Raw genomic sequence first — 20,038 nt, 5'->3', positions numbered from 1 at the left:
TAATGGATGGATGTCTACAATCCATCCTTTCCTTGTGACTATTTATACATACATACCTGCTTTAAAGGGAGGTGAAACCGATGGAGAGAGAACAAAACGCATCGCAAGAACAAGCTACATACGAACAAGTGTCGCCAGCTGAAAATGTGGAGCAGCAAGAGGAAATAAAGGAACATGAAGAAAATGAGCATCAGGAAAAAAACATGTTAGAGGAGCAGGAAAAGAATCGGGAAGAAAACGAACGGCATGATGTGCAAGAGGATGAAATAGAGGAACAGGAAAAAGTGCAAGAAGAGCAAAACGAAGAATTGGCGGCGGCAAACGCCAAAATTGCCGAATTGGAAGCAAAAATAAAAGAGATGGAAAACCGCTATCTTCGTTTATACGCCGATTTTGAAAATTTCCGCCGCCGCACGCGACAAGAAATGGAAGCAGCCGAAAAGTACCGCGCCCAAAGCTTAGTTAGCGATCTTTTGCCTGCTTTGGACAATTTTGAACGCGCGTTAAAAATAAAGGCGGAAGACGAACAAGCAAAATCAATTTTGCAAGGAATGGAAATGGTGTACCGTTCCGTATTGGACGCGCTGAAAAAAGAAGGAGTGGAAGCGATCGAAGCGGTCGGCAAACCGTTCGACCCGCATTTGCATCAAGCGGTGATGCAAGTGGAAGATAGCAACTATGAGCCGAACACGGTTGTCGAAGAACTGCAAAAAGGCTATAAGCTGAAAGATCGCGTCATTCGTCCAGCAATGGTCAAAGTAAGCCAATAACGCGTAATAGGAGGGTGATATTTATATGAGTAAAATTATTGGGATTGACTTAGGAACAACCAACTCATGCGTCGCTGTGTTAGAGGGCGGTGAGCCAAAAGTAATTCCAAACCCGGAAGGAAGCCGGACAACTCCTTCTGTCGTGGCGTTTAAAAATGGAGAACGTTTGGTAGGGGAAGTCGCGAAACGGCAAGCAATCACAAACCCAAACACGATCATTTCCATTAAACGCCATATGGGAACGGACTATAAAGTAGAAATCGAAGGCAAAAAATATACGCCGCAAGAAATTTCCGCGATTATTTTGCAATACTTAAAATCGTATGCGGAAGACTATTTAGGCGAGCCGGTAACAAGAGCGGTCATTACCGTTCCGGCTTACTTTAACGATGCGCAACGTCAAGCGACGAAAGACGCCGGACGTATCGCAGGTTTGCAAGTAGAGCGCATCATTAACGAGCCGACAGCCGCAGCGCTTGCGTACGGTTTAGATAAAGAAGAAGATCAAACGATCCTCGTCTATGACTTAGGAGGCGGTACGTTTGACGTATCGATTCTTGAACTTGGCGACGGCGTGTTTGAAGTAAAAGCGACGGCTGGCGATAACCATCTTGGCGGGGACGACTTCGACCAAGTCATCATCGACTATCTAGTGGAACAATTCAAACAAGAGCATGGCATCGATTTATCGAAAGACAAAATGGCGCTGCAACGGTTGAAAGACGCTGCAGAAAAAGCGAAAAAAGAACTTTCCGGCGTCACGCAAACACAAATTTCATTGCCGTTCATTAGCGCGAACGAAACAGGTCCATTGCACATCGAAACAACATTGACAAGAGCAAAATTTGAAGAGTTGTCTGCTCATCTTGTCGAACGGACGATGGGGCCGGTTCGCCAAGCGTTGCAAGATGCGGGATTGACTCCTGCCGATATCGACAAAGTGATCCTTGTTGGCGGTTCGACGCGCATTCCGGCCGTACAGGAAGCGATTAAACGCGAACTTGGAAAAGAGCCGCATAAAGGGGTTAACCCGGATGAAGTCGTAGCGATCGGCGCGGCGATTCAAGGCGGTGTGATCGCCGGCGAAGTGAAAGACGTTGTTCTTCTTGACGTCACTCCGCTGTCGCTTGGAATCGAAACAATGGGCGGCGTGTTCACGAAATTAATTGAACGCAACACGACGATTCCAACAAGCAAATCGCAAATTTTCACGACTGCAGCCGATAACCAAACGACGGTTGATATTCATGTATTGCAAGGCGAACGTCCGATGGCAGCCGATAACAAAACGCTCGGCCGTTTCCAATTGACGGATATTCCGCCGGCACCGCGCGGCGTGCCGCAAATTGAGGTAACGTTTGATATCGACGCCAACGGTATTGTCCATGTCCGCGCAAAAGATTTAGGAACAAACAAAGAACAATCGATTACGATTAAATCGTCATCCGGTCTTTCTGAAGAAGAAATTCAGCGCATGATTAAAGAAGCAGAAGAAAACGCCGAAGCCGATAGAAAACGGAAAGAAGCGGCAGAACTTCGCAACGAAGCCGATCACTTAGTATTCACAACCGAAAAAACGTTAAAAGAAGTAGAAGGAAAAGTAGACGAAGCCGAAGTGAAAAAAGCGCGTGAAGCAAAAGACGCGTTAAAAGCGGCGCTTGAGAAAAACGACATCGACGAAATCCGCAAAAAGAAAGAAGCGCTTCAAGAAATCGTGCAGCAGCTTTCCATTAAGCTTTATGAACAAGCGGCGAAACAAGCGCAAGCCCAGCAACAAACGGGAGCCGGCGATGGTGCGAAAAAAGACGATAATGTTGTCGATGCGGAATTCGAAGAAGTGAAAGACGACAATAAATAATAAAATCTAAGGAAAAAGTCAAAGTCAGGCCTGTCTTGGCTTTGACTTTTTTGCTAATAAGGAGATGACAGTTAAATTTGTTGCAATCAAAAAGAAACAAGTGATAAAATTACCCTTATGTGAGTGAATCGGGAGTGGATGATCATTATGGCGAAACGAGATTATTACGAAATTCTCGGAGTTAGCAAAAACGCGACAAAAGAAGAGATTAAAAAAGCGTATCGGAAGCTTTCGAAAAAGTATCATCCAGATGTGAATAAAGAGCCTGATGCGGCCGAGAAATTCAAAGAAATTAAAGAAGCGTACGAAGTGTTAAGCGATGATCAAAAGCGGGCGCAGTACGATCAGTTTGGGCACGCGGATCCGAACCAAGGTTTCGGCGGATTCCGCAACGATGATTTTGACTTTGGCGGTTTCAGCGGGTTCGGCGGCTTCGATGATATTTTCAGCACCTTTTTTGGCGGCGGGCGCCGGCGTGATCCAAATGCACCAAGAGCTGGCGCTGACTTGCAATATACGATGACATTGACGTTTGAAGAAGCGGCATTCGGAAAAGAAACGGATATTGAAATCCCAAGGGAAGAAACATGTAGCACGTGCCATGGCACGGGAGCAAAGCCGGGAACGAAAAAGGAAACATGTTCATACTGTCGTGGGACAGGGCAAATCAGCACGGAGCAATCGACGCCGTTTGGTCGCATCGTCAATCGCCGGACATGTCCATATTGCGGCGGAACGGGGCAATACATTAAGGAAAGATGTACGACATGCGGCGGCACTGGCCGCGTAAAACGGCGGAAAAAAATCCACGTGAAAATTCCGGCTGGAATCGACGATGGACAACAATTGCGTGTCGCCGGCCAAGGAGAACCGGGAATAAACGGCGGACCTCCGGGAGATTTATATATCGTCTTTCACGTGGAGCCGCATGAATTTTTTGAGCGCGACGGCGATGATATTTATTGCGAAATACCGCTTACGTTTGCGCAAGCAGCGCTTGGCGATGAAATCGAAGTCCCGACGCTTCATGGAAAAGTGAAACTAAAAATACCGGCAGGCACGCAAACGGGCACCAAATTCCGTTTAAAAGGAAAAGGAGTGCCGAATGTCCGCGGCTACGGCTACGGCGACCAGCACGTGATTGTCCGCGTTGTGACGCCGACAAAACTAACGGAAAAGCAAAAGCAATTGTTGCGCGAATTTGATCAGTTGGGCGGTTCAAGCATGCATCAAGGAGCAAATGGCCGTTTTTTTGAAAAGGTGAAAAAAGCGTTTAAAGGAGAATCATGAGTTTTATGAAATGGTCAGAAATTAGCATTCATACGACGCATGAGGCGGTTGAGGCGATTTCAAATATTTTGCATGAAGCGGGCGCTGGCGGAGTAGTGATTGAGGATCCGAACGATTTAATAAAGGAACGAGATGCATCGTTCGGGGAAGTTTATGAGTTAAATCCAGACGATTATCCGGAAGAAGGAGTAATTATTAAGGCGTACTTGCCTGTTAACAGCTTTCTTGGCGAAACAGTGGAAGAGATTAAACAAGCGATTAACAATTTATTATTGTATGATATTGATATCGGCAAAAATAAAATCACTATCAGTGAAGTGAATGAGGAAGAATGGGCAACCGCGTGGAAAAAATATTATAATCCTGTCAAAATATCAGAAAAATTTACGATCGTTCCAACATGGGAGACGTATGAACCGGTATCCAGCGATGAATTAATTATTGAGCTCGATCCGGGCATGGCGTTTGGCACGGGCACACATCCGACGACAGTGATGTGCATCCAAGCGCTCGAAAAATATGTGAAGCCTGGAGATACGGTCATTGATGTCGGCACTGGTTCTGGCATTTTAAGTATTGCTGCGGCGATGCTCGGCGCAAAATCGGTTCGCGCGCTTGATTTAGATCCGGTTGCCGTTGATAGCGCGAAGATAAACGTCAAATTAAATAAAGTGCAGCATATCGTCACTGTTTCGCAAAATAATTTGCTTGATCGTATTGAGGAACGAGCGAACGTGATTGTTGCCAATATTTTAGCGGAAATTATATTGCGGTTTGTTGATGATGCTTATCGTCTTTTAGAAAATAATGGATATTTTATTACTTCGGGAATTATTCAAGCGAAAAAGCAAGAGGTAAAAGAAGGGTTAATGAAAGCAGGATTTACTATTGAGGAATCGCTAGTGATGGAAGACTGGGTTGCATTTATCGCAAGAAAAGCGTGAAAAGAAGGTGTCGCTTTGCAACGGTATTTCATTTCAGAAGACCAAGTGAAAAACGACCATTTTATTATTCAAGGCGATGATTACCACCATATTGTTCGCGTCATGCGCATGGAAAAAGGAAGCGAATTGATTTGCGTGCTTTCTTGCAATAAGACGGCGCTATGCCAAATTGAACAAATTACCAATGAGCATGTCATCGTCCGTGTTGTAAAATGGATAGATGAGCAAACGGAACTGCCGATTCAAATTTATATCGCCCACGGGCTGCCAAAAGGGGATAAACTCGAACTTGTGATTCAAAAAGGCACCGAACTTGGCGCTTTCTCGTTTATTCCTTTTGTGGCGGCTCGCTCTATTGTGAAATGGGATGAAAAAAAAGCCAATAAAAAGCTAGAACGTTGGAAAAAGATTGCAAAAGAGGCAGCAGAGCAATCACATCGCGGGAAAATTCCTGATGTGCACGCGCCGATGACGATACATGAGCTTGTGGAATTTGCCAAAAGCGCCGATTGCCGAATTTTTGCTTATGAAGAAGAAGCGAAACAAGGAAACCATCAAACGCTTGCCACCATTTTTCGACAAATGCAGCGCGGCCAATCGCTTTTAGCCGTATTTGGCCCGGAAGGCGGATTTTCCGACGAAGAAGTTGAACTGCTTAAGCAGCATGGCTTTTTTTCATGCAGCCTTGGGCCGCGGATTTTGCGGACCGAAACGGCGCCGCTTTATCTTTTGGCGGCTGCTTCGTATCAATTTGAACTACAGTGAGGTGAAAGCGAATGCCAACAGTTGCATTTCATACGCTTGGATGTAAAGTAAACCATTACGAAACGGAAGCGATTTGGCAGTTGTTCAAAAAAGCTGGCTATGAACGAAAAGATTTTGACAGCCGCGCCGACGTTTATGTCATCAATACATGTACGGTGACGAACACAGGCGATAAAAAAAGCCGCCAAGTTATACGCCGCGCGATTCGTAGAAATCCGGATGCCGTTGTTTGCGTGACGGGATGCTACGCGCAAACGTCTCCGGCGGAAGTGATGGCGATTCCTGGTGTCGACATTGTGATCGGCACGCAAGACCGCGGCAAAATTTTAGAATATGTGGAACAGTTTCAGCGCGAGCGCCGGCCGATTAACGCCGTTCACAACATTATGAAAACGCGCGTGTTTGAAGAAATGGACGTTCCGGAGTTTAGCGACCGGACGCGCGCTTCGTTGAAAATTCAAGAAGGATGCAATAATTTTTGCACGTTTTGCATCATTCCTTGGGCGCGCGGGTTAATGCGTTCCCGCGATCCGAAAGAAATCATCCGCCAAGCGCAGCAGCTGGTTGATGCCGGCTATAAAGAAATTGTGTTAACTGGCATCCATACAGGTGGCTATGGCACTGATCTGAAAGACTACAGCTTTGCTGCGCTTCTTCGCGATTTGGATGAGCAAGTTGTCGGTTTAAAACGGCTCCGCATTTCATCGATTGAAGCAAGCCAAATCACCGATGAAGTCATCGACGTGCTCCGCCGTTCCGATAAGATCGTGCGCCATTTGCACATTCCGCTTCAATCCGGTTCAAATACGGTGTTAAAACGGATGCGCCGCAAATACACAACGGAATTTTTTGCTGAGCGGCTAGCACGTTTGCGCGAAGTTTTCCCTGAACTTGCGATTACATCAGACGTGATCGTCGGTTTTCCGGGAGAAACGGAAGAAGAGTTTATGGAAACGTACAATTTTGTTCGTGAGCAACGTTTTTCCGAACTTCACGTCTTCCCGTACTCGAAACGGACGGGCACGCCAGCTGCGCGCATGCCAAACCAAGTAGACGAGGACGTCAAACACGATCGCGTCCGCCGTTTAATCGCACTGTCCGATCAGCTGGCGAAAGAATACGCCTCGCAATTTGAAGGGCAAGTGCTTGAAGTCATTCCGGAAGAACGTGATAAAGAAAACCCTGAAAGCGGTCTGTATCTCGGGTATACGGACAATTATTTGAAAGTGAGATTCCCGGCCACAGAGGAAATGGTTGGAGAAATCGTGAAAGTGAAAATTACGAAAGCCGGATATCCGTATAATGAAGGGGAATTCGTCCGCGTCGTTGCCGACGACATCCCGCAATCCGTGAAATTAAGTTCGTAATGACTGAATCAAAAGCCGTTTGATCGCAAACAGAATACCATGTTATTGTTTGATATGTAGAGGAGGTCCATCGCTTTTGGGACATCCTCTTTTTTGTTTACGATAAAAAATTTTTGTAAACTAGTTTTTCCACTAAAATAATGGTATGATGATAGATGTCAGACTTCTATATTGCGAAAGAGAAAGGAGAATTGTTGTAATGGAAAATAATATTGCAAAAATGATTGATCATACGTTGCTGAAAGCGGATACAACAAAAGCGCAAATCGTGAAACTGTGCGAGGAGGCAAAACAATACGGGTTTGCTTCCGTTTGCGTCAATCCAACGTGGGTGGCTACCGCTGCCGAACTATTAAAAGGAACGGATGTCAAAGTATGCACGGTAATCGGCTTTCCGCTCGGGGCGAGCACTCCGGAAACGAAAGCGTTTGAAACGAAAAACGCGATTGAAAACGGCGCAGAGGAAGTCGATATGGTCATCAACATCGGCGCGCTGAAAGATGGCAACGATGACCTTGTCGAACGCGATATTCGCGCCGTCGTCGAGGCGGCAAAAGGGAAAGCGCTTGTGAAAGTAATTATTGAGACGTGTTTGCTCACCGAAGAAGAAAAAGTGCGTGCCTGCCAGCTTGCGGTGAAAGCGGGAGCGGATTATGTGAAAACATCGACCGGTTTTTCGACAGGCGGCGCTACGACGGAAGATGTCGCGCTTATGCGGAAAACGGTCGGAAAAAACATCGGCGTGAAAGCTTCCGGAGGCGTTCGTGATATAAAAAGCGCAATGGCGATGATCGAAGCGGGGGCGACGCGCATCGGGACAAGTTCCGGCGTAGCGATTATTGCGGGAAAATCGGTCGATTCCAATTATTAAGAACGTTTGCCATGGAAAAATAATATCGCCGCTTCGATCCAGCGGACAAACGGCAGCGCCGCCAACGAACAGATAACGTTAAACAGGACGCTGACATGGGCCAGCTGCACATCCGGGGAATTGCTTAGCTTGCTAGCAATGAAAGCGAGCGGATCAATAAAAAAATAAAAGATGATAACGCCGATGATATTAAACCATAAATGAGTATACGCCGTTAGTCTTGCTTCATATGTGGAACCAATGCTAGCAAGGAGCCCGGTGATGCACGTGCCGATGTTTGCGCCGAGCAAAATCGCGATGCCGGCCGGAAGTGTGAGAATGTGTTCATTCAAAAACCCCATCGCAATGCCGATCGTTGCTGCGCTGGAATGAATAATAGCCGTAAGGATCACGCCGATTAGGATTCCGCTAAAAGGCGAAAGGTTCGTTTTTTGCAACCATTCGTCAACAATCGGGAATGTAGACAACGGCTTGGCGAGCTGACCGAAACCGCCCATCGCAAAAAATAAAGAGGCGAGCCCAACAACGATCATGCCGATGCCATAAGCAAGGCGGTAATAACCGAAAAAAACGAGTGCCGCTCCGATGAAAAGCATCGGAATTACGCTGTCCCCGACGTCAAGCGTCATCATTTCTGTTGTGATCGTAGAGCCGATGTTGCTTCCTAAAACCACGCCGATCGATTGCCGAAATGTAAGATAGCCGGTGGAGACGAGCCCGACGGTAATGACCATTACCGCGGAGCTACTTTGCAAAAGCGCCGTAACAACCGTTCCGGTAAAAAATCCTTGCAAAGGGGTATTGGTGAAGCGCAACAGCCACTGTTTCAAGCGGTGACCTGATAAAGCATAAAGTCCTGATTTCATCATAAACATGCCGAGAAGGAAAACGCCGGTATAGATGGAAAACAAAATAAGCAATTGTACCACTTGTCCTTCCCCCTTTCATCCTAATTTGTATGGGGAGGGATGGGGAACAATGACAAGTTTTTTTATTGACCTGTCGCGCAAGCATATATTATAATTGACAAGTACACGTATAGTAATAAATTGAAATGGTTGTTGCTCGGAGGGAGGGAAGCAGGATGTCAAAAACAATCGTTCGCAAAAACGAATCCATTGATGACGCTCTTCGTCGCTTCAAACGTGCCGTTTCGAAAACAGGTACATTGCAAGAAATCAGAAAGCGCGAATTTTATGAAAAGCCAAGCGTCAGACGGAAGAAAAAATCTGAAGCGGCTAGAAAGCGCAAGCATTAAAAGAGGGTGTATATATGGGTCTTCTTGATCGTTTAAATGACGATATGAAGCAAGCGATGAAAAACAAAGAAAAAGATAAACTCTCCGTCCTTCGGATGTTAAAAGCGGCGTTGCAAAACGAAGCGATTAAACTCGGCAAAAGTCAATTATCGGAAGACGAAGAGCTAACCGTTCTTTCTCGCGAATTAAAGCAGCGTAAAGACTCCCTCCAGGAATTCGAAAACGCTGGTCGTACGGACCTTGTTGAAAAAGCAAAGGCGGAAATCGAAATTGTTCAATTATATATGCCAAAGCAATTGACAGAAGAAGAACTTTTGGAAATTGTCAAACAGACGATTGCAGAAGTAGGAGCTTCTTCAAAAGCGGATATGGGCAAAGTGATGGGAGCGATCATGCCAAAGGTAAAAGGAAAAGCGGATGGCTCTCTCGTCAACAAGCTTGTTCAACAACAACTTTCACAATAGTGGAATGGGTGTTCCGCGAAAGCGGGGCACCTTTTGTTTTTGTCGCTCGAAACAACAATTGGTGCTAACCCCCTTTTTCCTCTCATATGTATGAGATGAAAGGGGGTTCTTTTTATGGTGAAAAAATGGCGGCAGCATATGAGAAGATGGCTTACAGACAAATTGGAGCTTCCCGCCGATATTGTCATGGACCTTCCCCGCATTACGATGGTTGGACAAATACATATTTATGTCGAAAATCATCGCGGACTGCTAACGTTTAGCGACAAAGAGATTCGCTTGCTTTTAAAGCAAGGACAGCTCCTTGTCCGCGGTGAAAAGTTTGTCATTAAAACCATTTTACCGGAGGAAATTTTGCTCGAAGGAAAAATAAGCCAAGTCATTTATATAGATGAGTAATACTTAACAGTTTTGCAGCCGATGATTCGAAAAGGAACGGAAGGAGGAAATCGGATGAAGAACCAATGGATGAACTTGTTAGCAGGCAGCGTAAGGGTGAAAGCGCAAGGGAAAGGTGTAGAACGATTGATTAACGCGTGCGTACGCAACGATATTACGGTTTGGAATGTAAAAAAGCACGGCGACCATATTGCGACGTTTTTTATTTTGCTAAAAGACGTCAGACAGCTGCGTGTTGTCGCCAGAAAGAGCGATTGTAAACTTTATTTCGTGGGAAAGGCGGGATTCCCGTTTTTTTTCAAAAACATGCTAACGAATTTTGGAGTTGTCGTCGGTGCCTGCTTCTTTTTGGCAATCGTTTTTTTGCTTTCCAACATGGTTTGGGGGATCGAAATTAAAGGAGCAAAACCGGAGACGGAATACCGCATATGGAAAGAGTTAAAGCAAATGGGGGTCGAAAAAGGAGCGTTGCAATTTCTCATTGATGATCCAGAAACGATTCAGAAGAAATTGATCGACCGCATTGACACCATTACATGGATCGGCGTGGAACTTAGAGGGACGACGTTTTATTTTCAAGTGGTGGAGAAAAACGAACCAAAAGAGCCGGAAAAAATCGGCGTCCGCCATTTAGTGGCGAGAAAAAAGGCGGTCATTACCGACATGTTCGTCGAAAAAGGGCAGCCGCTTGTTTCGGTTAACGATCATGTGACGAAAGGGCAGTTATTAGTGTCGGGCATTATCGGAAAGGAAGGGCAAACAACGTTCGTGCCGGCGCGAGGGAAAATTTTTGGCGAAACATGGTACAAGTCTACCGTTGTCTTGCCGCTGGAAGCGACGTTTCAAGTATTAACGGGAAAATATATGGAAAAACATTATATAGTGACGAAAAATATTTCGCTTCCAATATGGGGGTTTCAAAAGCCTGCGTTTCGCCATTATGAAATAGACAAACAAAAAAGACCGCTTCGCTTTTGGAAATGGGACTTGCCTATTTATTACGAACGCGTCGTTTTTCGGGAAACGCAAGAAGCGAAGCGCAGCTATACATGGGAAGAAGCGCTTGCAAAAGCAAAGGAACTTGCCCGCGAAGAATTAAAGGACAAATTGCCGGAAGATGCTGCGATTAAAGGTGAAAAAGTTTTGCATCAAGCGAGAGAGAATGGTAAAGTAAGGGTAGAGTTGCATTATCAAGTGATTGAAAACATCGCGATACCACAACCAATAGTTCAAGGAGATTGAGAATGTCAGAAGAGTTTGTAACGATCAGTCAGCAATTGGAAAACGCAAATGAAGCGATTGCCCTTTTCGGCATTCATGACGCCCATTTAAGACGGATGGAACAAGAACTGGGAGTTTCCATCGTAACAAGAGGGGAATCGGTGAGCGTTTCTGGCACCCCAGAACAAGTGCAGCTTGTCGACGACTTGTTGCGCCATTTGTTGATCCTTATCCGGAAAGGTATTGCCATTAGTGAACGAGATGTGATGTATGCGATTCAATTGGCGAAACAAGGAACGCTCGACTATTTAATTGGTTTATATGAGGAAGAAATTACAAAAAATGCTAAAGGAAAATCGATACGCGTAAAAACGTTAGGACAGCGCCATTATGTCGCTGCCATTAAACAGCATGACCTTGTTTTTGGAATTGGACCTGCCGGAACAGGAAAAACGTATTTGGCGGTGGTGATGGCTGTCCGCGCCTTGAAAAGCGGACAGGTGAAGCGCATCATTTTAACTCGTCCGGCGGTGGAAGCAGGAGAAAGTTTAGGATTTTTGCCGGGAGATTTAAAAGAAAAAGTCGATCCTTACTTGCGTCCTCTTTACGATGCGCTGCACGATGTATTGGGGGTGGACCATACGCAGCGGCTAATCGAGAGAGGAACGATCGAAATCGCGCCGCTGGCGTATATGAGAGGGAGAACGCTCGAAGATGCTTTCGTCATTTTAGATGAAGCGCAAAATACGACACCGGCGCAGATGAAAATGTTTTTAACACGATTAGGTTTTGGTTCGAAAATGGTCATTACCGGTGATATTTCGCAAGTCGATTTGCCAAAAGGAGTGAAATCGGGGCTTGCTGTGGCAAAAGAAATATTGGGAGCGGTCAGCGGCGTATCGTTTGTCTTTTTAGAGCAAGCGGATGTCGTACGCCATCCGCTCGTGGCGAAAATTATTGAGGCGTACGAAGAGGCTGGCATGTAGAAAAGACCCGCTTTTTAAAGGGTCTTTTCTTTAAAGCGAGGGGAAAACCGTTGGAGAGGATTCGCTTTTTTCTAGAACATATTAATCACGTTCGTTTCGTTCGTTATCTTTTGTTTTTGTTTTTAGGGCTGTTTTTATTCGCGGCGTTATATGGTCAAGTAAAGCCGCGCCAATATGAGATTCGCTTATTCGATATCGCGACGGAAACGATTCGGTCGCCGATTACCATTGAAGACAAGGAAACGACAGAAAAGCTAAAAAAAGAAGCCGCTAATAAAGTGGCCGATGTTTACACGTTAAAAAAAGAATACGCGGAAAATCGCGTCGATTTAATTTCATCGCTATTTACCACGATCGTTGAAATTCGCGATGAAGCCAAGGGAAAAAATAAGGAACAAGCGGAAATGGTCGATAAGCTGAAGGAACGGTTGCCGCAGGAATGGTTTTCTTATTTGTCTGAAAGTGAATGGGAAAAGCTGCTTCAAGCGGCTCCAGAAGATATCAACACGGCGAAAGAAGCGGCGGTAACGGCTGTTCATGCCATTATGGCGGAGCGCATTACGAAATCGGACTTGGAGAAGGCAAGGGCGAAAGTGCAAGATGAATTGAAGTATGTCATTCTTCCGCCGCCGTTAAAAAACATTGTTGTAAAGTTGACGAAACAGGCAATCATTCCGAACGTTATTTACGATCGTGCCGCTACGGAAGAAAAGCGAAGACAGGCGATGGATGAAGTAAAGCCTGTAAAAATTTTGCAAGGGCAAGTCATCGTCGAGGAAGGGCAATTTATTACAAATGAAATTTATCGTCAGCTCCAGCTTGTCGGCTTATTGCAAAACGATCGTTCTTTTCAACCGCTTATTGGTCTTTTTCTCTTCGTATTATTATTGCTATCTCCCATTGTTTACTACTTTGGAAGAGAAAAGACGAACAAGAATTTGTTCGTATATGCGACGATTTTTACGATCATGATACTTGTGATGGGGCTCATTCGTCTCCTCCCGGAGAGCGATACGTTTTCCGCCGGTTATCTTGTGCCGATTGCTTTTGGCACCATGCTTGTTCGTATTTTCATCGGGGAGCGGATGGCGATTATTACAAGCATCCTTTGTGCTGTATGCGGCAGTTTAATGTTTAACGAGGAAAACGGTACGAACGGCACGATCCAAGTTTCGTTGGCGGTTTATTTAGTGACAAGCGGGCTGGCAGGAAGTTTCTTCCTACATAAACAGCTGCGAAAAGCAAAAATTTGGCAGGCAGGGGTATTTGTCGCCTTTGTTAATGTTGTTGTGATGCTTGCGTTAAACTTGCTGAAAAATGGCCATTATTCGTTAGCAGAAACCGGCATGTTTCTGCTGATGGCGGTTGCTTCTGGCATTTTTTCAGCGATTTTAACGATCGGGCTTTTGCCTGTTTTGGAAACAAGCTTTGGCGTTTTGTCATCGATGAAATTAATTGAATTATCGAACCCGAATCATCCATTGCTTCGTAAAATTTTAACGGAAGCCCCTGGAACATACCATCATAGCATTATGGTCGCTAATTTAGCGGAGGCTGCTTGTGAAGCGATTGGCGCAAACGGCTTATTAGCGCGCGTTGCTTGCTATTACCATGATATCGGGAAAACAAAGCGCCCCCGCTATTTTATCGAAAATCAAATCGGCGGCAATCCCCATGACCACTTATCGCCACAGTTAAGCAAAAACATTATTCTTGCACATGTATCCGATGGGGTCGCTATTTTAAAAAAGTACCGTATGCCGAAAGAAATTATCGACATTGCTGAGCAGCACCATGGCACGACATTGTTAAAATATTTTTATCATAAAGCGCTTGAGCAGATGGGCTATGTGCCCGAGGAAGAGTTTCGCTATCCCGGACCGAAGCCGCAAACGAAAGAGGCGGCGATCATCAGCATCGCGGATAGCGTGGAAGCGGCGGTGCGATCGCTTTCTAATCCGTCTCAGGAGAAAATTGAAAAAATTGTCCGCGGCATTATTGCCGAACGGCTGCAAGACAATCAATTGAACGAGTGTGATATCACGCTAAAAGAACTGGAAACGGTGGCGACATCGCTTTGTGAAACGTTAAATGGCGTATTCCATTCGCGAATTGAATATCCGGAGATTCGAAAGGAAAAGGTGAAACACGCATGATCCTCAACATCGACTTTATCGACGAGACAAACGAAGTGACAAAAGAGCAAATGGATATTATCGAACGGCTGTTAAACTATGCCGCAGAAATCGAGCGTGTCCCTAATGGAGCAGAAGTGGGCATTTCGTTTGTGGATAACGAACGAATCCGCATCATCAATCGCGACTATCGGGGAAAAGACAAACCGACAGATGTCATCTCCTTCGCTCTCGAGGAAAAGGGAGAAGGAGAGGTTGAAATTGTCGGCGCGGACATTCCTCCGTTGCTTGGCGATATTATTATTTCGATTCCGAAGGCGAAAGAACAGGCGCAAGAGTATGGACATTCGTTCATGCGCGAGCTTGGCTTTTTGGCGGTGCACGGTTTTTTGCATTTATTAGGATACGACCATAAAACAGAAGAAGAAGAAAAAGTGATGTTTTCCAAACAAAAAGATATTCTAGAACGATATGGGCTGACGAGATAAAATATGAATTGGCGAAAGGAAAGAAAACGGTTTGCTTGCGCATGGGCGGGAATTGTCGCCGCGGTAAAAAAAGAAGCGCATATGCGCGTCCATATTGCGTCGGCCATTGTTGCGATCATTGCCGCGGCGATCTTTCACATTTCCAAGCTGGAATGGCTCATCCTTTTGTTGACGATTGGGACCGTCATTACGTTGGAATTAGTAAATACGGCAATTGAACGTGTCGTTGATTTAGTAACGGCAGACTTTCATCCTTTGGCGAAAGCGGCGAAAGATATCGCCGCGGGCGCCGTCTTGGTCGCTGCGGTGGTTGCGGTTATTGTTGGAATCATCATCTTTCTGCCATATCTCGTATAACAAATGAGTAAAAAAATTCTAATTTTTCTGTCTTATTTTAATGAAGAAAGATGAAAATTACGGAGTTTTTTTGTAAAATAATATAGTGAAGAGCGTCTATTGCTCTTCTAGAGGGAAAGGAAGAAAAACGTTGAGAACAAATGAACTGATCGATGAGGCGAAAAAGGCGAGAGAATACGCTTATGTCCCTTATTCAAAATTTAAAGTTGGCGCCGCTTTGTTAACAAAAGACGGAAAAGTGTACCGCGGCTGCAACATTGAAAACGCCGCTTATAGCGTATGTAATTGTGCGGAACGGACGGCGCTTTTTAAGGCGTATTCGGAAGGAGATACAGAGTTTGTTGCGCTTGCTGTTGTCGCTGACACGGCCCGTCCGGTACCGCCTTGCGGGGCATGCCGTCAAGTCATTTTTGAGTTATGTCCAAGCGACATGAAAGTAATATTGGCAAATTTAAAAGGAGATATTGCCGAATTAACGGTGAAAGAACTATTACCAAAAGCTTTTTCAGCGGAGGATTTGCATGAATAAGGAAGGATACAAATCAGGATTCGTTTCCATTGTTGGTAGACCGAACGTTGGAAAATCGACATTTTTAAACCGCGTCATTGGTCAAAAAATCGCGATTATGAGCGATAAGCCGCAAACGACGCGCAATAAAATTCAAGGCGTTTACACAACCGATGACGCGCAAATTATTTTTATCGATACGCCAGGAATGCATAAACCGAAACATAAGCTTGGCGATTTTATGATGAAAGTAGCGTTAAATGCGTTAAAAGAAGTGGATCTTATTTTATTTATGATTAACGCCGAAGAAGGATTCGGACGCGGTGACGCGTATATTATTGAACGGTTGAAAGAAGTAAATACGCCGGTGTTTTTAGTCATCAATAAAATCGATCTCGTTCATCCAAACGATTTGTTGCCGTTAATCGATCGGTATAAAGAACTTTACCCGTTCGCGGAAATCATTCCGATTTCTGCGCTGCAAGGGAACAACATCGAAACATTGGTGGAACAAATCAAAAAATATTTGCCGGAAGGTCCGCAATATTATCCGCCTGATCAAGTGACTGACCATCCGGAACGGTTTATTATTGCGGAGTTAATTCGTGAGAAAGCGCTTCACTTGACGCGCGAAGAAGTCCCGCATTCCATTGCCGTCGTGGTGGAAACGATTGAACGGCGCGAAGATAGCGACACAGTGTATGTCAGTGCCGTTATTATTGTGGAGCGGGAATCGCAAAAAGGGATCATTATCGGAAAACAAGGTCGAATGCTAAAAGAGATCGGACAACGGGCGCGCGTCGATATCGAAGCGCTTCTTGGGTCGAAAGTATTTTTGGAATTATGGGTGAAAGTGCAAAAAGATTGGCGCAACCGGCTGGCGCAGCTGCGTGATTTCGGGTTTAGAGAAGAAGAGTATTAATTAGAAAATTTTATGCAACATAAACGTTTCCCGGCGAGGTCAACCTATAGCTAGACGGGAAAATAAGCAACGCTGCAGGCGGAAAGAGGTGTGGTTCCATGCTTGAATTTACATGGAAGCTGTTTAGTCAAACTGGCAACATCGACACATATCTTCTTTTTAAGGAACTGGAAAGAGAACAACAACCTAGTGGCGACGAACGAGAGGCGGAACGAAAAGAAGTCGATCAACCTGTTTTTTGATCGGCATTTGATAGTCGGTGGTGATGCGATTGTTTGAAAAATGTGAAGCGATCGTGATTCGCGCAACGGATTATGGCGAAACAAATAAAATCGTCACATTCTTTACGAGAGAATGGGGAAAGGTGGCTGCGATGGCGCGTGGAGCAAAAAAGCCGAGCAGCCGCCTTTCTGCCGTTACCCAACTGTTTACATACGGTTACTACTTAATTCAAAAAAGCCGCGGCGTCGGCGTTTTGCATCAAGGAGATATTATTGACTCGATGCGGGCGACCCGCGAAGATATTTTCACAGCGGCATACGCGTCTTATATCGTGGAGTTGACAGATAAAATAACGGAAGACCAACAACGCAATCCGTATTTGTTTGAACTGCTTTTGCAGACGTTACAATATATGAACGAAGGCCGCGATTTAGAAATCCTTACTCGCATTTATGAAACGAAAATGCTGTCCGTAATGGGCATTCCGCCTAAGTTGGATCATTGCGTCGTATGCGGTCAGACAGAAGGAAAGTTTTCCTTTTCGATAAAAGAGGCTGGTTTTCTTTGCCATCGCTGCGAAAAATACGATCCGCACCGAATTCCGCTTTCTGCAGCTGCCGTAAGATTATTGCGTTTGTTTTACTATATGGATTTATCGAGGCTTGGTGCGATTTCGGTTAAAGAGGAAACAAAAAAAGAGCTTCGCGCGGTTCTTTCCTCTTACTACGATGAGTACTCGGGGCTATCGTTAAAAACAAAACGATTTTTAATGCAGATCGATGAACTAAAAAAGGTTAGTAGCTTCCGCAAATGCGAGGAGGGAGGCGAAAGTGGGAACGGCTGATGAAAAAATGCGAGATGCTGTCACTTTATGAAGACAAAATTTCCTTCTTAAAAACGGGAGTGTAGTATAATACATTTAGGAGACGATAGCGTGATATAGCTTTCAGTAAGGTGGTGAGCAACGATCGAACTGAATAAACGCCAAGAACAAATTTTGCAAATCGTAAAAGATCATGGTCCGATCACGGGAGAGAGCATTGCCGAAAAATTGAATTTAACAAGAGCGACATTGCGTCCGGACTTAGCGATATTAACAATGGCCGGATATTTGGAAGCACGGCCTCGGGTAGGGTATTTTTATACAGGGAAAACTGGTTCTCAGCTGCTTGCTGATAAAATAAAGAAGATAAAAGTAGAAGATTATCAATCCATTCCGGTTGTTGTCAACGAAAATGTTAGTGTATATGATGCGATCGTCACCATGTTTCTTGAAGATGTCGGCACGCTGTTTGTCGTTGATGACGAATCGCTTCTAGCTGGTGTGTTATCAAGAAAAGATTTATTGCGTGCAAGCATTGGCAAACAGGAGTTGACGACGATTCCTGTCAATATTATTATGACGAGAATGCCAAATATAGCGGTTTGTTATAAAGATGATCCGCTCATTGATGTAGCGGAACGGTTAATTGAAAAGCAGATTGATGCGATGCCGGTAGTGCGGAAAACAGAGAAAGGATACGAAGTCATTGGACGAATAACGAAAACAAATATGACAAAGGCGTTCGTCGCGCTAGCGAAAGACGATTTGTTATAGGATAGAATAAAGAAGGAGGAGAAAGATGAATCAACGCCTTGTTTATGTTGTTTCCGATTCAGGTGGGGAAACGGCGGAACTTGTGGTGAAAGCAGCGGCAAGCCAGTTTTATAGCTCTCACATTCAATTAAAACGCATACCATATGTGGAAGACAAGACGACGCTTGCCGAAGTCGTTGCATTAGCGAAAATGAACCAAGGAATTATTGCGTTTACGCTCGTTGTTCCGGAAATGCGCCAGTTTCTTATTGAGGAAGCTGCACGCGAAGGGGTAGTGGCGTACGATATTATTGGACCGCTTATTGAAAAAATGAGCGATTTATTCAAGCTGACGCCGCGATATGAGCCGGGGCAAGTTCGCGTGCTTGATGAGGATTATTTTAAGAAGATTGAAGCGATTGAATTTGCGGTGAAATATGATGATGGACGCGATCCGCGGGGAATTTTGCGTGCCGACATCGTTTTAATCGGTGTATCACGCACTTCGAAAACACCGCTATCGCAATATTTGGCGCATAAACGGCTAAAGGTAGCAAACGTACCGATTGTGCCGGAAGTCGAACCGCCAGAACAACTGTTTAAAGTGCCACGGGAAAAATGTTTCGGATTAAAAATCAGCCCGGAAAAATTGCTTTCGATTCGCCGCGAGCGTCTAAAATCACTCGGCTTAAACGATCAAGCTGTTTACGCGAATATGGATCGCATTAAAGAAGAGCTTGCCTATTTTGATGAGGTCGTGAAAAAAATTGGCTGTGACGTTATCGATGTGACAAATAAGGCGGTAGAAGAAACGGCGAGCATTATTATGAAAAAGAAAAAATTATAGCACATTCACGATGATGTGAACTGTGCTATTACTTTTTTATAGCATATTTTTATCATTTGTATTATAATGAAAAATTGCGAGAAAAATGAACAAAAACAGGTTTAGAGTGCGTGGAGAACGAGCAAACTATTTATAGCCAATTGTCAAGGGGGAAAAGAAAAATCTTTTTCGACAAAATTTGCTTGCTAATAAAGTGAAAAAAGAAGGATTTTCAAGAACGGTGTAGAATAATTAGGAGGTGCGAATCTGATTGCTACATCGGCTTTGAACGAAAGCGCAGCTGATAGCAGTCAGATCTAAACATTGAGGCCGATCGTTTTTGTCGACGCCGATGCTTGCCCAATAAAAGATGAAATTTTCTTGCTTGCTTGCAAATATAATATACAAAGTGTGTTTATTTCTTCGTACAACCATTTCTCTCCTTCACAGAAAATGGAATGGATATATGTGGACACAGAAAAGGAAGCGGTCGATTTATATATTTTGAACCGTGCCGTGAAGGGAGATGTTGTTGTCACTCAAGATATCGGGTTGGCAAGCATGCTCGTTTGCCGCGGCGTACATGTCATTTCCCCACGTGGGAAGGTGTACGAAGATGGAGAAATGGATGGTGTTCTCCACTTCCGCTATCTTCAAGCGAAACAGCGAAGACAAGGTGTGTACCGGAAGGGAATGAAGCGGTTTTCGGATCAGGATCGTCGCGCCTTTCTGCAAAATTTCGAAAAAATTTTGTCGAAACTCGAAGGAAAATAGATATAGGTCGAGAATAATAAGATACGGAGTTGTTTAT

At 44.7% G+C, this 20,038-nt stretch carries 23 protein-coding genes; 22 read left to right on the top strand and 1 reads right to left on the bottom strand.

Annotation, left to right across the window (positions count from 1 at the left end; all coding sequences use genetic code 11):
- The first annotated feature begins 80 nt into the window (after positions 1 to 80).
- The 7 genes from grpE (at position 81) to deoC (ending at position 7,865) form a co-directional block, all read left to right on the top strand.
- Positions 81 to 770, top strand: coding sequence for a nucleotide exchange factor GrpE (grpE, locus tag BM278_RS00370; RefSeq protein ID WP_090947439.1), 690 nt, complete (start codon positions 81 to 83; stop codon positions 768 to 770).
- A 25-nt stretch (positions 771 to 795) separates the two neighbouring features.
- The gene (gene dnaK, locus BM278_RS00365; RefSeq protein WP_090947438.1) at positions 796 to 2,628 is read left to right on the top strand and encodes a molecular chaperone DnaK; all 1,833 of its coding nucleotides are present in this window, start codon (positions 796 to 798) and stop codon (positions 2,626 to 2,628) included.
- A 147-nt stretch (positions 2,629 to 2,775) separates the two neighbouring features.
- The gene (gene dnaJ / locus BM278_RS00360) at positions 2,776 to 3,918 is read left to right on the top strand and encodes a molecular chaperone DnaJ (RefSeq protein ID WP_090947437.1); all 1,143 of its coding nucleotides are present in this window, start codon (positions 2,776 to 2,778) and stop codon (positions 3,916 to 3,918) included.
- Positions 3,919 to 3,923: 5 nt separating this feature from the next.
- Positions 3,924 to 4,862, top strand: coding sequence for a 50S ribosomal protein L11 methyltransferase (prmA, locus tag BM278_RS00355; RefSeq protein WP_090947739.1), 939 nt, complete (start codon positions 3,924 to 3,926; stop codon positions 4,860 to 4,862).
- 15 nt (positions 4,863 to 4,877) lie between these two features.
- Positions 4,878 to 5,627 carry a 16S rRNA (uracil(1498)-N(3))-methyltransferase gene (locus BM278_RS00350; RefSeq protein ID WP_090947436.1) on the top strand — a complete coding sequence of 250 codons (750 nt, stop codon included), beginning with the start codon at positions 4,878 to 4,880 and terminating at the stop codon, positions 5,625 to 5,627.
- 11 nt (positions 5,628 to 5,638) lie between these two features.
- A complete protein-coding gene (mtaB, locus tag BM278_RS00345) occupies positions 5,639 to 6,994 on the top strand; it encodes a tRNA (N(6)-L-threonylcarbamoyladenosine(37)-C(2))-methylthiotransferase MtaB (RefSeq protein ID WP_090947435.1) in 1,356 nt (451 codons plus the stop codon).
- A 199-nt stretch (positions 6,995 to 7,193) separates the two neighbouring features.
- A complete protein-coding gene (gene deoC / locus BM278_RS00340; RefSeq protein ID WP_090947434.1) occupies positions 7,194 to 7,865 on the top strand; it encodes a deoxyribose-phosphate aldolase in 672 nt (223 codons plus the stop codon).
- Here the strand turns inward: deoC and BM278_RS00335 are convergent.
- Positions 7,862 to 8,794: a Na/Pi symporter gene (locus BM278_RS00335; protein WP_090947433.1), complete on the bottom strand. Its 933-nt coding sequence runs from the start codon at positions 8,792 to 8,794 to the stop codon at positions 7,862 to 7,864. The two genes, deoC and BM278_RS00335, sit on opposite strands and share 4 nt — an antisense overlap.
- 155 nt (positions 8,795 to 8,949) lie before the next feature.
- On the opposite strand from BM278_RS00335, the gene rpsU reads away from it, so the two are divergent.
- From rpsU to BM278_RS00260, 15 genes are all read left to right on the top strand, one after another.
- Entirely contained in the window at positions 8,950 to 9,123 is a 174-nt protein-coding gene (gene rpsU / locus BM278_RS00330) for a 30S ribosomal protein S21 (RefSeq protein WP_003249064.1), read from the top strand.
- Between the two features lie 14 nt (positions 9,124 to 9,137).
- Positions 9,138 to 9,587: a GatB/YqeY domain-containing protein gene (locus BM278_RS00325; RefSeq protein WP_003249066.1), complete on the top strand. Its 450-nt coding sequence runs from the start codon at positions 9,138 to 9,140 to the stop codon at positions 9,585 to 9,587.
- Between the two features lie 114 nt (positions 9,588 to 9,701).
- Positions 9,702 to 9,986 carry a sporulation protein YqfC gene (yqfC, locus tag BM278_RS00320; RefSeq protein ID WP_090947432.1) on the top strand — a complete coding sequence of 95 codons (285 nt, stop codon included), beginning with the start codon at positions 9,702 to 9,704 and terminating at the stop codon, positions 9,984 to 9,986.
- 54 nt (positions 9,987 to 10,040) lie between these two features.
- Positions 10,041 to 11,228 (top strand): sporulation protein YqfD, encoded by a 1,188-nt coding sequence (gene yqfD, locus BM278_RS00315; protein WP_090947431.1) that lies wholly within the window; start codon positions 10,041 to 10,043, stop codon positions 11,226 to 11,228.
- 2 nt (positions 11,229 to 11,230) lie between these two features.
- Positions 11,231 to 12,193: a PhoH family protein gene (locus BM278_RS00310; protein WP_090947430.1), complete on the top strand. Its 963-nt coding sequence runs from the start codon at positions 11,231 to 11,233 to the stop codon at positions 12,191 to 12,193.
- Between the two features lie 50 nt (positions 12,194 to 12,243).
- The gene (locus tag BM278_RS00305) at positions 12,244 to 14,349 is read left to right on the top strand and encodes an HD family phosphohydrolase (protein ID WP_090947429.1); all 2,106 of its coding nucleotides are present in this window, start codon (positions 12,244 to 12,246) and stop codon (positions 14,347 to 14,349) included.
- Positions 14,346 to 14,816 carry an rRNA maturation RNase YbeY gene (ybeY, locus tag BM278_RS00300; protein WP_090947428.1) on the top strand — a complete coding sequence of 157 codons (471 nt, stop codon included), beginning with the start codon at positions 14,346 to 14,348 and terminating at the stop codon, positions 14,814 to 14,816. The genes BM278_RS00305 and ybeY overlap by 4 nt, the downstream gene beginning before the upstream one ends.
- A 3-nt stretch (positions 14,817 to 14,819) precedes the next feature.
- Positions 14,820 to 15,173 (top strand): diacylglycerol kinase family protein, encoded by a 354-nt coding sequence (locus BM278_RS00295; protein ID WP_090947427.1) that lies wholly within the window; start codon positions 14,820 to 14,822, stop codon positions 15,171 to 15,173.
- A 130-nt stretch (positions 15,174 to 15,303) separates the two neighbouring features.
- Entirely contained in the window at positions 15,304 to 15,702 is a 399-nt protein-coding gene (locus BM278_RS00290) for a cytidine deaminase (protein ID WP_090947426.1), read from the top strand.
- The gene (gene era / locus BM278_RS00285) at positions 15,695 to 16,603 is read left to right on the top strand and encodes a GTPase Era (protein WP_090947425.1); all 909 of its coding nucleotides are present in this window, start codon (positions 15,695 to 15,697) and stop codon (positions 16,601 to 16,603) included. The genes BM278_RS00290 and era overlap by 8 nt, the downstream gene beginning before the upstream one ends.
- A 98-nt stretch (positions 16,604 to 16,701) precedes the next feature.
- Positions 16,702 to 16,845, top strand: a complete 144-nt coding sequence (locus BM278_RS00280) for a YqzL family protein (protein ID WP_090947424.1) — start codon at positions 16,702 to 16,704, stop codon at positions 16,843 to 16,845.
- Positions 16,846 to 16,874: 29 nt separating this feature from the next.
- The gene (recO, locus tag BM278_RS00275) at positions 16,875 to 17,669 is read left to right on the top strand and encodes a DNA repair protein RecO (RefSeq protein WP_090947423.1); all 795 of its coding nucleotides are present in this window, start codon (positions 16,875 to 16,877) and stop codon (positions 17,667 to 17,669) included.
- A gap of 123 nt (positions 17,670 to 17,792) precedes the next feature.
- On the top strand, positions 17,793 to 18,422 hold the full coding sequence (ccpN, locus tag BM278_RS00270; RefSeq protein WP_279625731.1) for a transcriptional regulator CcpN: 630 nt from the start codon (positions 17,793 to 17,795) through the stop codon (positions 18,420 to 18,422).
- A gap of 25 nt (positions 18,423 to 18,447) precedes the next feature.
- Positions 18,448 to 19,248, top strand: coding sequence for a pyruvate, water dikinase regulatory protein (locus BM278_RS00265; RefSeq protein WP_090947421.1), 801 nt, complete (start codon positions 18,448 to 18,450; stop codon positions 19,246 to 19,248).
- Between the two features lie 303 nt (positions 19,249 to 19,551).
- Entirely contained in the window at positions 19,552 to 20,001 is a 450-nt protein-coding gene (locus tag BM278_RS00260; RefSeq protein ID WP_090947420.1) for a YaiI/YqxD family protein, read from the top strand.
- Positions 20,002 to 20,038: the final 37 nt, after the last annotated feature.

The organism is Parageobacillus thermantarcticus (assembly GCF_900111865.1).
GTDB classification, from domain to species: Bacteria; Bacillota; Bacilli; order Bacillales; family Anoxybacillaceae; genus Parageobacillus; species Parageobacillus thermantarcticus.
Note: the sequence above shows the minus strand (reverse complement) of the source record. Positions and strands in the feature narration are given on the sequence as shown.